This is a genomic window from Nonomuraea sp. NPDC049028 (genome assembly GCF_043197735.1).
Taxonomy (GTDB): domain Bacteria; phylum Actinomycetota; class Actinomycetes; order Streptosporangiales; family Streptosporangiaceae; genus Nonomuraea.
In genome coordinates this window covers 476868-491608 of record NZ_JBICTR010000008.1, presented here as the reverse complement: position 1 = coordinate 491608, position 14741 = coordinate 476868, and the positions used below count along the sequence as shown (strand labels likewise).

15 protein-coding genes and 3 pseudogenes are annotated in these 14741 nt (G+C 65.2%); 8 read left to right on the top strand and 10 right to left on the bottom strand.

What is annotated here, in order from left to right:
* Positions 1-30: 30 nt before the first annotated feature.
* A complete protein-coding gene (locus ACGFJ2_RS32850; RefSeq protein WP_393475105.1) occupies positions 31-1896 on the bottom strand; it encodes an IS481 family transposase in 1866 nt (621 codons plus the stop codon).
* A 490-nt stretch (positions 1897-2386) separates the two neighbouring features.
* Positions 2387-3025 carry a hypothetical protein gene (locus ACGFJ2_RS32845; RefSeq protein ID WP_357958966.1) on the bottom strand — a complete coding sequence of 213 codons (639 nt, stop codon included), beginning with the start codon at positions 3023-3025 and terminating at the stop codon, positions 2387-2389.
* 528 nt (positions 3026-3553) lie between these two features.
* Between ACGFJ2_RS32845 and ACGFJ2_RS32840 the strand changes: the two genes are divergently transcribed.
* From ACGFJ2_RS32840 to ACGFJ2_RS32830, 3 genes are all read left to right on the top strand, one after another.
* Positions 3554-3919, top strand: coding sequence for a hypothetical protein (locus ACGFJ2_RS32840; protein ID WP_358185531.1), 366 nt, complete (start codon positions 3554-3556; stop codon positions 3917-3919).
* Between the two features lie 328 nt (positions 3920-4247).
* Positions 4248-4478 carry a DUF433 domain-containing protein gene (locus ACGFJ2_RS32835; RefSeq protein WP_358185534.1) on the top strand — a complete coding sequence of 77 codons (231 nt, stop codon included), beginning with the start codon at positions 4248-4250 and terminating at the stop codon, positions 4476-4478.
* Positions 4475-4843: a DUF5615 family PIN-like protein gene (locus tag ACGFJ2_RS32830; RefSeq protein ID WP_358185538.1), complete on the top strand. Its 369-nt coding sequence runs from the start codon at positions 4475-4477 to the stop codon at positions 4841-4843. Before ACGFJ2_RS32835 ends, ACGFJ2_RS32830 begins: the two co-directional genes overlap by 4 nt.
* Positions 4844-5131: 288 nt before the next feature.
* Here ACGFJ2_RS32830 and ACGFJ2_RS32825 read toward each other — a convergent pair whose 3' ends face one another.
* The 6 genes from ACGFJ2_RS32825 to ACGFJ2_RS32800 form a co-directional block, all read right to left on the bottom strand.
* The gene (locus ACGFJ2_RS32825) at positions 5132-5752 is read right to left on the bottom strand and encodes an SMI1/KNR4 family protein (RefSeq protein WP_393474850.1); all 621 of its coding nucleotides are present in this window, start codon (positions 5750-5752) and stop codon (positions 5132-5134) included.
* 407 nt (positions 5753-6159) lie between these two features.
* Entirely contained in the window at positions 6160-6573 is a 414-nt protein-coding gene (locus ACGFJ2_RS32820; protein WP_358185545.1) for a PIN domain-containing protein, read from the bottom strand.
* Positions 6570-6830 (bottom strand): CopG family transcriptional regulator, encoded by a 261-nt coding sequence (locus ACGFJ2_RS32815; protein WP_358185548.1) that lies wholly within the window; start codon positions 6828-6830, stop codon positions 6570-6572. The genes ACGFJ2_RS32820 and ACGFJ2_RS32815 overlap by 4 nt, the downstream gene beginning before the upstream one ends.
* Before the next feature lie 1050 nt (positions 6831-7880).
* Positions 7881-8213 (bottom strand): helix-turn-helix transcriptional regulator, encoded by a 333-nt coding sequence (locus tag ACGFJ2_RS32810; RefSeq protein ID WP_062431302.1) that lies wholly within the window; start codon positions 8211-8213, stop codon positions 7881-7883.
* Positions 8210-8590, bottom strand: a complete 381-nt coding sequence (locus ACGFJ2_RS32805) for a type II toxin-antitoxin system RelE/ParE family toxin (RefSeq protein WP_358185552.1) — start codon at positions 8588-8590, stop codon at positions 8210-8212. Before ACGFJ2_RS32805 ends, ACGFJ2_RS32810 begins: the two co-directional genes overlap by 4 nt.
* 756 nt (positions 8591-9346) lie before the next feature.
* On the bottom strand, positions 9347-10249 hold the full coding sequence (locus tag ACGFJ2_RS32800; protein WP_358185555.1) for a LysR family transcriptional regulator: 903 nt from the start codon (positions 10247-10249) through the stop codon (positions 9347-9349).
* A 90-nt stretch (positions 10250-10339) separates the two neighbouring features.
* Between ACGFJ2_RS32800 and ACGFJ2_RS32795 the strand changes: the two are divergent.
* Positions 10340-11362, top strand: a pseudogene (locus ACGFJ2_RS32795) (MFS transporter); the annotation flags it as partial.
* Between the two features lie 124 nt (positions 11363-11486).
* Here the strand turns inward: ACGFJ2_RS32795 and ACGFJ2_RS32790 are convergent.
* Positions 11487-11570, bottom strand: a pseudogene (locus ACGFJ2_RS32790) (zinc finger domain-containing protein); the annotation flags it as partial.
* Positions 11571-12230: 660 nt separating this feature from the next.
* Here ACGFJ2_RS32790 and ACGFJ2_RS32785 point away from each other — a divergent pair.
* The 3 genes and pseudogenes from ACGFJ2_RS32785 to ACGFJ2_RS32775 form a co-directional block, all read left to right on the top strand.
* Positions 12231-12464 (top strand): hypothetical protein, encoded by a 234-nt coding sequence (locus tag ACGFJ2_RS32785; protein ID WP_357962482.1) that lies wholly within the window; start codon positions 12231-12233, stop codon positions 12462-12464.
* The gene (locus tag ACGFJ2_RS32780) at positions 12464-12856 is read left to right on the top strand and encodes a type II toxin-antitoxin system VapC family toxin (RefSeq protein ID WP_393474844.1); all 393 of its coding nucleotides are present in this window, start codon (positions 12464-12466) and stop codon (positions 12854-12856) included. Before ACGFJ2_RS32785 ends, ACGFJ2_RS32780 begins: the two co-directional genes overlap by 1 nt.
* 145 nt (positions 12857-13001) lie before the next feature.
* Positions 13002-13340, top strand: a pseudogene (locus tag ACGFJ2_RS32775) (inositol monophosphatase family protein); the annotation flags it as partial.
* A 185-nt stretch (positions 13341-13525) separates the two neighbouring features.
* On the opposite strand, the gene ACGFJ2_RS32770 reads toward ACGFJ2_RS32775, so the two are convergent.
* On the bottom strand, positions 13526-13891 hold the full coding sequence (locus ACGFJ2_RS32770; protein ID WP_357962489.1) for an Inorganic pyrophosphatase: 366 nt from the start codon (positions 13889-13891) through the stop codon (positions 13526-13528).
* A 512-nt stretch (positions 13892-14403) separates the two neighbouring features.
* On the opposite strand from ACGFJ2_RS32770, the gene ACGFJ2_RS32765 reads away from it, so the two are divergent.
* Positions 14404-14715 (top strand): hypothetical protein, encoded by a 312-nt coding sequence (locus ACGFJ2_RS32765; protein ID WP_393474841.1) that lies wholly within the window; start codon positions 14404-14406, stop codon positions 14713-14715.
* The last annotated feature ends 26 nt before the right edge of the window (positions 14716-14741 follow it).

The following is a 14741-nucleotide window of genomic DNA, read 5'->3' as shown; positions in this document are numbered from 1 at the left end:
CGCTTTGGCATCGGATGATGCTTGACACTCCTAGCCGATCTTTCGCTTCTTAGTATGCGCCTGGGACTTGATCCGGGTGATCTCCTGGGTGGTGGTTCGGGGCACGACGCGGATGGGTTCGCCGTTGTCGTGCACGGTGATGTGGGTGTCGTCCACGGTCACGTCCAGGATCTTGCGGGCGTGGATCCGGCCGACTTGGATCTTCTGGCCGACGATCTGGAAGTGGCCGCGGCTGCAGACCACTCGCTGGACGGTGACGGGTTCGGTCGGCGAGGTGGGTGGTGGTCCGGCGGGGCGGGCGTTGCGCAGGGTGAGGCATTCGGCGAGCGGGAGCGGGCAGGGCACGGCACGTAGCAGCAGGCGTTCCTCGTCCATGATGCGGGCGGTGATGCCGTCCAGGCGCACGATGATGCGGCGGCCGGCCAGGTGGGCGCCGATGCACAGGGCCCGGCCGGCCAGGCTGATGGTGCCGATCGAGCTGACCTGCCGATCCACCTCGACGGCGCTCGCCGCGATCGCGGGCTCGCCGACGCGTGCGTCCGGTGCCGGGCGGGCTTGTCCCGAGGCCAGCAGTGCGGCCAGGTCCTTGACGGTCAGCCGGGAGGCCACGCTCTTGAGCCTGCCACCGCCGGTGGTGAACACATGCAGCCGTTGCGTGCTGATCCACAAGGTGATCGGCATGCCCGCCCGATCGGGGCCGAGCCAGACCTGCTGGCCACCGATCGACAGGTTGCCCGACGCAGGAACAACCCGATCGACCTCGATCGCCTGGCGCGAGAGCGGATCGAGCACGCTCGTCTGGATGGGCTCGGGCCGTTCGAGCTGATCAAGGTGATGGACGGCCGGGACCGGGAGATCCGGCAGCGCGGCAGCGGGAGGGGCCTCAGGAGCAACGTCAGCAGCAACGTCAGCAGATGGAGCGGGCACCGTGGTCAGGCCGGCGGGCAGGCGCAGCGGTAGTTCCCGCTCGGCCCGGAGTTGGCCGGGGCTGCGCTCGGCGAAGAACCGGTCGGCGGGGAAGGCCATGTCCAGCGCCTGATGCGGGCGGGCGGTGTTGTACTGCTTGGCGAACGCGTCCACCTCACTTTGAGCGGCCTCGAGCGAGGCGAACGGCAGCGCCTCGGCCAGCAGTTCGCGGCGCACGCTCTGGTGAAAACGCTCGATCTTCCCCGTCGTGGTCGGAGTGCGCGGCGGGGTGTGACGCAGCTTGATGCCGTTCTCCCGGCAGACCCGCTCGAACAGCACCTCACCCGCCTTCGGTCCGCCGAACCGGCCGGTGAACTGCTTGCCGTTGTCAGTCAGCACCTCCAGCGGCACCCCATAGACGCGCATCGCCCCGGCGAACGCGGCGCACACCATCCGCCCGGTCGATCGGGCCACCACCGAGGCGATCACGCAGAACCGGGAATGATCGTCTACGCCGGTGATCAGCTTGGCCTCGCTGCCGTCGGCCAGCAGCAGCCCGCCCATGATGTCCATCTGCCACAGCTGCATCGGCTCGGGCCGCTCCCAGCGCCGGTAATCGCCGCGCCTGCGCCGCCGCGTCACCGCCTCGATCAGGCCGTTGCGCACCAGCACCCGGTAGATGCTCGCCCGCGACGGCAACGGCTCCACCCCGCGCCGCCCCAGCTCCCACAACAGGGTGCGCGGCCCCCACCGCGGATGAGCGCGCCGCAGCTCACAGATCAACGCCTCCACAGCGGCCGGGGTCCGCATCGGATGCGCCTTCGGCGCATGCGACCGGTCAGCCAGCGCGGCCAAGCCGCCGTCCCGATACCGGCGTACCCAGGCATGCACCGACTGCCGCGACACCCCATACCGGCCCGCCACATCGGTGACCTTCGCCCCCGACAACACCTCGATCACCGCGTGATAGCGCTGCTCCACGACGCTCAACTCCACCAATGCCACCTGAGCCTCCCCCGAAGCGCCGATAACGCCACGAGCAGGCACAGAAGACGATCAAGGTGTCAAGCATCAAGCGAGGCCAGAGTGTCAACCATCAAGCGAGACAGGACACGAGATACAGCCAGCGCACTGCCGAATAGTTCTTGTAGGTATCAAGGCGGCGGCGCGGCGCGCCGCCGCACTCCCGGCCCTCCGCCCGCCCGCCGTCCGGGCGTGCGGCCTGGGGGCCGGTCCCGGACGGCGGCGGGGCACCGGGCCGGGCGCCGCACACCTGCCGCGCCGTACCGACCGAACGCTCCGACCGGGGTTGCCACGCCGCCGCGCAGATACAGCCCTTACGATCGCCACGGCGTGGTCGGCCGCCGTGCGTGGTTGGGGGCGATCGACGATCCAGGGTTCGTTCCTCACCCTGGCTCACGGAGCAAGGCGGCTGATCACCGATTAGGGCGTGCGGGGTTGTGCACTGTGGGGGCCACATTCATGACCCTTGGCTGAGGAAGTCCACGGGGCGCTCGGGACACTCCAAGCAGACGAACGCGTAGAGCGATCCAGCGTCCTGGATCATGAGATCAGTGGGGTTCTGCACTTCCGGAGGGGCGTGAGGGGTGAGCAGCGGACGCTCTTCGATGGGAGCCCAACGCTTGCCGCTCTCGATGTCGAGTTCCCAGCTCGCAATTGTCAGCAGGTGTGCCATCTCGTGGCCTCTGCCGCACTCGAACTGCACCGGATCCTGGATCCAGTCCACCCAGCCCCCAATTTTGCTCCCAGGAGCAGCTGAGAGGTGCGAGGAATAACTCCAGTCATCAGAGTTCGAGGGATCCTTTTCCCAAGCCCAGATCCGATCCGTGAGCTCAGCGGGAAGTTCCCAGTCTCCCGGGTACTCCTCCACCCGCTCTGGCCACAGTACGCAAGGCGTGGGTAGATACGAGTGGTCGCTGTCAGGATCTGGCTCGGGGGCCTCACTGAGCAGACTCCCGACCTCTTCCGACTTCCGCCAGCGCACGATCGTATGAGGCTGAAAGTACGGCTCGTGATCGAGCGGGCACCACAACACTTGGAGGGCGTCGGTGCCATCGAGGAAGGGCAGCTCGGGAACATCTCGAGCGAAAAGCTGCATGACTGGGATCAGCGGAAGTGGATCCCAACCTTCCGAGGGGTCATGAGACAGCGGCTCAGGACAGATTGGCCAAGGCTCATCCGCAGGCCACAACAACGGCCCGCCCATGGAACTGTCCGTGATGGCCGGCTTTCCCCGACGCGGATGCAGTCGAACTGTGGTCCGGCGCTGACCTGCCAGTTCAGGGAAGACAGCCGCTACATCGAACGGCGCCGAGGGCGTCGTCAACCCCATGCTCACCACTCCGATCACAACAGACGACGTCGTAATGGCACACCGTAGAGCAGAGAACCGACAGAACGAATCCCTGTTCGCGGCTGTGATCGTCGTGCCATTAGCGTGCCATTAAGGGCGGTGACGAGGGGTCACCCACGGTCACTCACGACCGGCCTCAGTCGCAGGCCAGCGCGTCCACTAGCCAAGATCCCTGCAATTCCCAAGCTGACAGCGCGGGTTCGATTCCCGTCACCCGCTCCAAGCATGAGGCTGAACTCAGAGAACCACCCTCGATCGGCCTAGCATTGATCTGTGCATAACGCCCAGGTCGACGCCGAAGGCATTTGGTCCTTCCTCGGGACGAGCCTGCGACATCTCGCGCAGTCCGCAGGTGAGCAGCTTGAGTGGATCGGACCGGCGAGCATCGATGAACTGGCGCTCGACTTCGACGCGGTCTATCCCGCCGCATGGCCGTGCCGGGACGCGGGATGGATCTCCGAGGAACTCGACAGCACACTCGGCTATATAGACCGAAAGTTGATGAGCCTCACTGACGACGGTCCTTTAGCATGGACTCAAGAGGCCCTGCGCTCCCACCCTCACTGGGAAGAGATCAGAGGACTCGCTTCCCACGCTCTCGCCCACATGCCAGTGGAGCCGTGGAACAACTCACGTTGATCATGGGAATCATGGACTCTCTCCATCCAAGGCGTGCCCGTTGCGTGCCCGTTCCCCCGGTGGTCAGCGGGGAGTCACGGGAACTCACGGTCACTCGACCGGCATATGCCCAGGTCGGCGTTTCCCCTGCTCAGAGGACATGACCCTGAAAGACTTCCCAAGCTGACAGCGCGGGTTCGATTCCCGTCACCCGCTCCACAGAAAGCTCAGCTGGACCCCTGGTGCTTGCCGGTTGCCTTGATCTTCCTCATCTCTCTTCATGTCGCTGCGGTATCGCGGTCGCTAGCGCAGGTGCGAGCTGGCAGTATCGAGATGGAGGGGAGACAGCATGAACTTCGATCGGATCACTGTCGAGCTCGACAAGCTCGAAGGCAAACCGACCATCCGAGGGCTGCGAATCACCGTGGAGACGGTGGTACGGCTCGTCGCGGCTGGCTGGACCTTCGATGAGATCTTGTCGGATTACCCCGACCTCGAACGCGAGGACATCAAGCAGGGGCTGGAGTACGCGGCGGCCTCCACGAACGTCCACTTCTACCGCCTCCGAGAGCCGGCGTGAACTTCCTGATCGATGAGAACCTCTCACCGCGCGTCGCTGAACTGCTGACGAAGGCCGGTCACGATGCGGTGCACGTGCGCGACCTCCAAGCGACAAGTGCGCCGGACTCCACGATCATGGCCCTTGCCTTGGCGGACAGCCGGGTCATCGTCTCGGCGGATACGGACTTCGGCGCGCTTTTGGCTCAGGCCCGTACGACCAAGCCCTCGGTCATGCTCGTACGGGAGATCCTTGAGCTTCGACCGCCAGAGCTGGTGAATATCATCATTAACCACCTTGATGTCCTCGAATCTCACCTGTTGACGGGTGCGATCGTGGCCTTCGCCCCCGCAGGCATCAGGGTGCGAGCGCTCCCGCTCCGTTAAACAGAGACCACTTGACCGTCGTGCCATTAGCGTGCCATTAAGGGCAGTGACGAGGGGTCAACCACGGTCACTCATGACCGGCCTTAGCCGCAGGTCAACGTCCCTACGAGCCAAGATCCCTGCATCCCAAGCTGACAGCGGGTTCGATTCCCGTCACCCGCTCTCAGCGTGATGGTCCAGGCCGGATGCGGAATCCGAGGCCTGATGCTTCTTGATCGCCTCGGCCAGAGCTTGGTGGAAGCGCTCCTCCCGAACTAGGCCTCGCACTCGCTTACGAAGCCCAACCTGTCAGTCATCGGACTGGTGACGGCGCTCCCAGATGCCGGCCTTCCTGCCTTTCAGCCAGACGGGTGGCACCCACATGCACGGTTCATCCTCTTCTCCGACGGTGCTTACCGCGCTCCCTGGCTCATCTTGTGGCGAGACGTCAAAGTAACCGTCATAGAAGGGCTCGGCGAAGTCGCGGCCAATCGACTCCGCGAGCCACGATGCGAAGGTGATGTCCTGAGGAAAGAGCGCATGATCCAAGCAGCACAGGTTGGGATCCCATCCCCACATCGCGCCCTCAGGATCACGGCAATCCAGCAACGACGCGATTGCACATCCCCAGTCCAACAACTGGATCATGCCTGCCTGTCGTCCGTAGGACTCCGTGTGAAACTCCACAGCCGATTCAGTGATGTCCGGGAAGATATCGCTGCTCCAGAAGTCGTAGCCCCGTACACCGATGATGCCACCCCGAGGGCCGAAACCTCCGTTTCCTACCTCCAGATACAACCGCCGTAGCAGCAAAGGGAGCGGGTACCCAATGGCCTCTTCAGCCTCAGCGACCGCCTCGGACGAGGCCACCGGTAGGACATCAGGCCCAGCGTCGGACCGTATCGCTTCGAAGATCTCATCCTCGGTCATGATCTGCACTCCGCCTGCGGGGATCGCTGGAGGAAGAACCTGAAGTCGTTCACGTCCATAAGGCTGCATGCTGCCAGCTTCGGCCGACAACGCCACAACATGGAGGCATCGATCGCGTGCCAGATCCGTGCCAGAACAGGCGGACAGCCGCGGTCTCTCACGGTCACTCACGGGCAAGCAATCCGTGCTGACCTGCATCCCCGTTTCCCCAGCTCAGGACGCCAAGATCAGTAGCCGGTTCCCAAGCTGACAGCGCGGGTTCGATTCCCGTCACCCGCTCCAAGTAAGAAACCCAGGTAGCCAATGGATTCGGTGCCTGGGTTTTGTTGTTGTTCAGGGTTCTTGAGCCCTGTCTTTCGTTAGGCCGGGTGATCACCCTGTTGGAACCAGCAGGCCAGCGGCACGGCTCAGACCTTGATGACGGTAACGCGTGCGCCGCACAGGGTGGTGAGGTCCTCGGGGTCGGACGTGAGGACTGTGACGGGACTGGGGGCAGCGAGGGCGGTGGCGCTGAGCATGGCATCGATGGCGTACTTGTGCCCGTGCAGACCGGCGTCAGACAAGAGAGTGGCGGCGTGGCGGGCGATCGGTTCGGTGACCGGCTCGATGACAAGGCGGGATAGCGTCCACTCCAGGGCCGGCCGGTTGACGCGGGGGTGAACCACCTCGACGAGGGTGGCGGCAGAGGTGATGACGCGAAGGTCGTCGGCACGGGCGAGAGCGAGCCATGCGGTGACCGTACGGTCACGCAGGACGGCCTTGGCCAGTCCCTCGCTGTCGAGGACAAGTGTGCCGCCGGGAGCAGCGGGAGAACGGGTCACGCGGCCGCCCCACCATTGGCCTGTTCCCTGCGGGCCTGGTGGAGTTGGTCGCGCAGTGCCTGGACTTCGTCGTCGGTGATGGGGCCGTGCTCGGCCTCGGCGACCTGGATGAGTTCGTTGAGATTGTCGCGCTCGATCTGGCGGGCGACGGCTGCGGCGACGTAGGCGGACAGGCCGGAAGGGCCGCTCCGGGACCGGGCGGCCTCGGCGATGTCACGCGGCATGGTGATCGAATACTTGCCCGTAGGCTCACTCATGCCCTTTATCCTACTTCGCATCCTCCCTCAGCGTCGCGACCGCCTTGTTAGCGTCGAGAGGGCCGCTGCCTGGTCCGAGTATCTGCGTCACGCGAGAAACACAGACCGCAAATGATCGCCGGGCCATTAGCGGGCCATTAAGAGGGGTGAGGAGGGGTCAGTCATGGTCGCTCAGGACGTGTGGCACGTTCGACAGGGAAGACGGTGTTTCCCGCCCTCCACTCGGTGCCTTCATCCCACAGCGCAACGTGGCCAGGATCAACCGTTAAGGTGTCCACGCCACTCACGCGAGCGAACCTACGGCTCCAGACCGAGCGGTAAACGAGTTCCAGGGTTTGGTCGGGAAGCTGCCGGTACTGGGCTAGGTTCGTCGGATGAAGGGCCGGTTCATCCCAATCGATCGCGGTGACCTCTTCCCAACTCAACCACGTGACGCCGAAGGCGACTTCCCCCATTGCGCCAATTCCGCTTTGGCGGCCTCCGATGCGTCCTGGGGGAGTCCGTGATCGGTCGCCAGTCGCCTGAGCTGCGTACGCCGAAGAGGCAATCGAAGGCGTCGTAGTCTCTGTGCACTCCCAACATCGACAGAGAGATGGCGGCGCACCAAGCGGAGTCACCTATGTCGAGCCCGCGGGTCCACATGCGGCACTCGACAAACCCGTGGATGCTGGTTCCCATGCCGAGATCTTCTTGCTCGCGCAGCGGTGCTGTCCAACCCCCTATGATCACGAGCTGCTTTCGGGTAGGGCGTTTCGACGTCGGGGTGATGCGTCATGTACGTGCATGCGGTCCGCCAAGGCCGTGCCCGCTGCGTGCCCGTTCGGACGGCGATCAAGGGGGAGTCGCGGGAACTCACGGTTCCTCGACTGAAAACTGCCCAGGTCAGCGTTTCCCCTGGTCAGATGCTGTGATCGTGAAAGACTTCCCAAGCTGACAGCGCGGGTTCGATTCCCGTCACCCGCTCTCATAAGAAAGCCCGAGTGAGGGCTTGTGCGTGGGCTCGCACGGTCGAAGCCCTGAACTAGTTGGCCGCAGATCGGCGCGCCTTTCTCAGGCGACTTTCCAGGTTCGGTCGCCGAGCGTCGCTACGAGATCCAAGTGGCCCCCGAGCGCAGCGATGTACTCCCGTACGACGTCGATGCCGGATACCTCGCCGTGCTCGATCTTGGAGATGCGAGCTTGGCTGACTCCCAAGGTGTCGGCGAGTTCAGCCTGGGTGACACCGGCGGCCTGACGGATCTCGGCGAGCTGGAATCCGCGGACGTACGCTTCGCGGCGTTCACGCGCGACGGCTTCTCCAGCAGCGCGTTCCGTCTCGTCTCGCGGGTCGAGGGCTGCCGCCTTGGCCTTGACATCTGACCACTTGCTGTACCGAGTGCTCATCGCTCCTCCTGCTCTTCTCGCTTGAGCGTGATCAGATGCTGGGCAAATCGTTCATCAGCCAGTGGTATCGCTTCCCGATACCAGCGGTCCCAGTTGCCGGCTTTGTCCCCGGCCACCAGAAAGATCGCTTCCCTTGCCGGATCGAAGCAGAACAGCATCCGGATCTCACTCGTCCCCGATGAAGGCGGGCGTAGTTCCTTCATGTTGTGGTACTGGCTGCCCTGTACCCGGTCGACCAGAGGACGACGCGCCGTCGGGCCTTCCTCCGCGAGCTGATCGATCGCGTCCTTGATCAGGTCTGCAGTCTCCGGATCGGTTGCGCACAAGGTCAGATACCATGCCTCGACCTCCGGATGAAGACTGACCTCCCAGCTCATACGAACGATTATAACCATCTGGTCATATTCTCCACGTCCACCTTCGATGCACGCCGCCTCTCGCCGAAGATTACGCCTGGCGAGCCCTGAGTCGTGTCGATTGGTGGATGAGAAAGCTCGCGGGTCCAGAGACTGCCCCATCCGAGGTGCCCGTTGCGTGTCTCCCATCAAGGATGTCCCCGTGGCCCTGGCGCCTCCTCGGGCGGGTCGACGGCAGACGGGGTGATCAGGCGGCCGGCGTGTGCGCGTCGCGCGTGAAACACCAGGTCGCGGGCTGATCGTCGTGCCATTAGCGTGCCATTAAGGGCGGTAACGAGGGGTCAACCACGGTCACTCACGACCGGCCTCAGCCCCAGGTCAACGCCCCTACGAGCCAAGATCCCTGCAATTCCCAAGCTGACAGCGCGGGTTCGATTCCCGTCACCCGCTCTCATAGGAAAGCCCAGGTAGGGGGCTCATGTCGGGGCTGTCGAAGCTCTGAACTACTTGGCCGCAGATCGGCGCGCCCCCTCAAGCGACTTTCCAGGTTCGGCCGCCGAGTGTAGCTACGAGATCCAAGTGCCCCCCGATCGCGGCGATGTACTCTCGCACGACGTCGATGCCGGATACCTCGCCGTGTTCAATCTTGGAGACGCGAGCTTGGCTGGCTCCCAGGTGTTGGCGAGTTCAGCCTGGGTGACACCGGCGGCCTGACGGATCTCGGCGAGCTGAAATCCGCGGACGTACACTTCGCGGCACTTTGTTGCCCGTTATGTCCTATGCCACCAGGGCCGCTGCCTTGAGCGCGTGCTCGACAGCCGCTTCGTTGAACGCACGGATCGCCGCAGTCTCCGCCGCCTTCACCCAAGCCAGGCCGAGGATCGAGGGAGGCAACCCCGCGACGGGAACGAAGCGGACGTCCGGGCGCCCGTGGTGAGCCGCCGTCGGAGTGCAGAACAACATGCCGCCCCGGTTGAGCGCCACCTGGGTCAGGCCCTCCTGGCTGGTGGCCACCGTACCGGCCAGGGGAATGGGACGGCCGGAAGGGGTTACGGACGGTGTCACACGCTCGCGCCATGCGCGCGGAGCCGGGCCGTCCAGGCCGATCAGGGACAGGTCGGCCAGCTCCTCCGCGCCGATACTCGCACGGGCGGCCAACGGGTGGCGCGAGGAGAGGCCGAGCTGGTACGAGACCCGGTTCAGCCCTTCGCTCGTAGCCAGATCGGGCTCGTCCACCGGGAGCAACGTGAACGCGATGTCCACCTGCCCGACCCGCAACTTGCCAAAAGGGTCGGAGAGCGGGATTTCCACCAACTCGACCTCGCACCCCGGGTACTGGCGCTCGAAGGCGCGCACGCTGCCGATGACGACGTCTGTGGGGGTGGCGAAAAAGCCGAGCCTGATCACGCCTGTCACCTCGCGGGCGGCCGCCTTGGCCCGGCTGACCGCGTTCGCGAGGCCGTCGTAGGAGGGGCGCAGATCAGCCAGGAAACGTTCGCCCAGGGGCGTGAGGCGCACGCGCCTGCTGGTCCGGTGGAAGAGCCGGCCGCCGAGCCTGGTCTCCAGCGAGCGCATGAGCTGGCTTACCCGGCCAGGTGACAGGTAGAGGCGCTCGGCCGTACGCGCGAAGTGCAGCTCCTCACTGAGCACGACGAAGCACTCCAGCTCCCTGAATTCCATCCCACCTCCATCTGATCGCTTAGTCCACCTAAACCAAGCCTTGGACTTCCGCCATTGTTCCCGCTGGTGGCCGGCAGAAAGCTGGCATGCATGACCATGACTGATGTTTCTGCCGCCACCCGGGCGCGCTGGCTCGCCGTGTTTTCGGTCGCGGTGGGCACCTTCACCATCGTGACCAGCGAGATGCTGCCCGTTGGCCTCCTGACCTCGATCGCCGCCACCCTCGGCGTCTCCGACGGGACGGCCGGGCTGATGATGTCGGCGCCCGGACTGGTCGCCGCCGTCTCCGCGCCCGTGCTGGCGATCACCACCCGACGGCTCGACCGGCGCGTCACGCTACTGGGGCTGATGGCACTGCTGGCGGTGGCCAATCTCGCGGGCGCGTTCGCGCCGAACTACCCCGTCATGCTGGCCGCCCGGGTGCTGACCGGGGTAAGCATCGGCGGGTTCTGGGCCTTCGCGGCCGGACTCGGCCTGCGACTGGTGCCCGAAGGGTCCGTCGGGCGAGCCACGTCGATCATCTTGGCCGGGGTTTCGGTGGCGTCGGTACTGGGGGTGCCCTTGGCGACGTTCATCTCGTCGTTCGCGGGGTGGCGGACCGCGTTCATCGCCATGGGGGTGCTGGCCCTGGCCCTACTCGCGCTGCTGGCTACCACCCTGCCGCCCCTCCCCGGCGATCCCCGAGCCCGAGCGTCCGAGTCGTTGCCCCACGAGGCCCAGGCTCGCGCGTCGGAGGGGCGGCTCGCGTGGCTCTCCGGCCCGCTAAAGATCGTCCTTGTCCTGACCGTCTTGATCGTGTCCGGCCACTTCGCGGCCTACACGTACGTCCGGCCGTTCCTGGAGCAGGTCTCGCACGCTGGTCCCGCCCTCGTCAGCGCCGCCCTCCTCATGTACGGCGCCGCGGGCGTGGCCGGCAACTTCGCGGCTGGCGCATGGGCGGCCAGGAACCCCAAGCCGGTCCTGGTCACGCTGGCCGTGCTCATGGCACTCTCCACGGCGGCGCTGCCCCTGATCGGCCTGCCCCTGATCGTGCTCGTGGTGTGGGGCCTGGGCTACGGCGGCGTAGGAGTGACCCTGCAGCTCTGGATCATGCGGTCGGGCGGCGGCGAAATGGGCACGGCGCTCTTCGTCGGCGCCTTCAACGTCTCCATCGCGCTCGGCTCATTCGTCGGCGGCCGGGTCGTGGACGGAGTGTCGATATCCGCGGTGATGTGGGTGGGAGCGGCACTCGCCGTGGTCAGCGCGGCCGCCGCTGGCATCTCGGGCAGGGGTAGGACGACCGCTTCATGAAAGGAACGCGCGTGATCGGGGTGCCGCAGCGGGTCGTGCCCGCCGATCAGGTACAGCACGACGACCGCCATGTTGTGGCCGGGTGGGTAGCCAGTCCAGCCGGTGGGCATCCGGCTTCGGAGGGGCGACGTGCGGGCTGACGCAGCCCATGATGATTGCCATTACGCGGCGGGCCTCGAGCACTCAAAGCAAGCGACCTTCGGCGGAGTGACAGCCGCACCCTCGATACGGCGTTCACTGTCGGCGCGGCTCTTACGCAACCACCGCCGGCCCTTCGCGCGGCAGGCCCAGCACCTCTGAGTCCGAGTGAGCATGCCGAGATCTTGGCCCCCGTAGCGTTCGCCAGGCGTGCCCGCTGCGTGCCCGTTCGGACGGCGATCAACGGGGAGTCGTGGGAACTCACGGTCGCTCGGCCGGCATCGGCCCAGGTCAGCACTTTCCCTGTTCAGCTTCTGCGATCTTGGAGGAGTTCCCAAGCTGACAGCGCGGGTTCGATTCCCGTCACCCGGCCGGAGAGCCATCCGCTTTCTGCAGAAGTTTTCAACGGCGTGTCACCTCTGCCTTCGCTTAAAGTCCCCGTTGTATGTCCACACCGGGAATCAAGATCATTGTTCGGCGCTGGACGGGCGCCGCGGAGGGGAAGACGGGCCAGGACTTGCCACCGTAAGACAAAGCGTCTTACGGTGGCCGCATGGCCGACACCATCACCATCCGCAGCGACCCGGAGACTGAGCACGCCCTGGATATTCTCACCCATGACGGCAGCTCACGCTCGGCGGCTATCCGCCAAGCCGTGCTGGAAGCCGCCCTTCGTAAGGAGCGCGCTGCCGCTATGCGGCGCGCTGTCCTGCGTATGCCGCTCGGCGAACCGGACGGCATCGACATTGCCGCGGAGATCGCCCACAGCCGCGAGGACGAACGCTGATGATCTATCTCGACTCGGCCGCCGTCGTGAAACTCGCCCACGCCGAAGCCGAGTCGCAGGCATTGCGCGACTGGCTTGACGAACGGGCAGAGACCGGATGGACGAGTTCGGTTTTGCTGGAGATCGAGTCATCACGGGCCCTGGCACGCTACGCCCCAGAAGCCGTCACCCGACTTCACCTGGTCCTCGACTTGATCGACCTGGTGGAACTGGACGTCGGCATTCGCATCCTGGCCCAGACCGTGAAACCGGTGACCGTACGGAGCCTGGACGCTATCCACCTGGCAACTGCTCTCCGCATCCGCTCCCGGCTCACTTCATTCGTGACATATGACAAACGACTGGCCGATGCCGTCCAGGCAGCCGGACTGACCGTCGACATGCCTGCCTGAGACGTCTCTTCACCGCCTGGATCTTCTGACAGGGCGCCTGGCCGCGGACACCTGAGACGTCGCGCGAGCAAAGCGGCGCTGACAGCCCGGCTGCTCCGGATCCCACCTCGGACGTGCTCCCTGCGACGTATCTCGGGAGCCGCCATCGACCCGGGCCAAGCGGAGCGGAGCCGAGGACGGAGCCGGTGCCAGCCAGAAAGCGCCGGCCTCACGGATGTTCGGTTCAGCCGTGATCGACCTGGCTTGGGTAGCGGCAGGCAAGATCGACGCCAACATCATGCTGAGCAACAATCCGTGGGACACCGCCGCGGGTGTCGTCATCGCTCGTGAGGCCGGGGTCGCCGTGGTCGACATCGATGGCAGCCCGCACAGCATGACCGCCCACGCGACCATCGCCGCAAGCCCGAAGCTCGTAGCGGATCTCGTCGAACTCATCGCTGAGGCACACAAGGCCGCGAGATACAACAAGCGCACGGCCGAATAGTTCTTGTAGGTATCAAGCGGCGCCGCGCCGCCGTACGCCCCGCCCCAGCGTCCTCGTGCCGCGCTGTGGCCTGGGGACCGGTCGCGGTACGGGCGCCGCGCGGGGCATCGCCGTAGCCGCACCATGCCGTACCGAGCCGCCGCGCTGACCATCGTCACGCCGCCGCCAGTGCCACGCGGTCTTGCTCAGCTCGGCCGGTGGATCATTACAGCCGCTTGAGGCTGAGGGGCGTAGAAACCCTCCACCAACGCAATCTCATCCGACGAGCAGCACCACAAAAACTTGACCTCTGCGTTCCGCTTGAGCAGATCCACCGTGCAGGCTACGGCCGACACGGTCCGCACCGGAGACGAGCCGACCCACACATCGATGCCCTCGCCATCCCCGCCTTGGGTCCCCGACAAGAAGCCATAATCCAGCGGGTAGATGAAGCTCGACACCTTGGGATGCGGCGTGCCCGCAGGACGATCAATTACAATCTCGGCGTCACCCACGAGGGAGTCAGCCTGCTCCCATAGAGAAAGCCGCGCCCATGCGTCAAAGTCTGGCATGGGCAGACCATAGCCTCCGGCGGGGGCGCTCCGGCTCCGGGATGCTCGCCGCGCGGACCCGGAAACCGCTGAGGTGGAAGCCTGATCATCCCGCCCACCATCGACCCGGGACAAACCGAGGAGACAGGGCCATAGGTACCAGATCGTTCGTCCGGGGGCGCTCCATCTGGTAGCCGTTGCCCTGGCCCGCTTCCCCCTCGGGCGGGTCGACGGCAGCTGGGATGATCAGGCGGGCGGGGAGCGCGCGTTGCGCGAGAAACACCAGGGGACGGGCTGATCACCGGGCCATTACGTAAGAGGGGTGGCGAGGGGGCAATCACGGTCACTCATGACCGACTTTCTGCCCAGCTCAGACTTCCTGTGGGTCCTGATCGATGCAGTTCCTAAGCTGTCAGCGCGGGTTCGATTCCCGTCACCCGCTCTCATCCGTGAAAGCCCCGGTAGGCCGACGGATTCTGTGGTCGTTGATCTCTGCGTGCCATTAAGCGTCCTATGAGTGCGATTATGGCCGCGTGGTTGATGTGACCTTGGATGAGTCCGATGATTCCGGGGCCGTGGTGAAGCTCCAGACCGAAGCCTGGGAGCTTAACATCCGGGCGCCTCTGGCGGATTTGATGCGCCTCCGCGGGATCAAGGAGGCAGATTGGGATGCACGCCGCTCATTTTCAGTCGGGACCTGTGCTGACGCGCACGTGTTCTGGGTGGCAAACGAGGAGCAAGCGACGATCCTCATCGGCCAGGACGACGATACATGGGACATTGCGGTCACGGTGCCGCTCGAAACCGTCGACCAGATCGCACGCCTCGCCGAGGAGCATATGTGATGCATTGGTGATCACCTGGCAGGAGC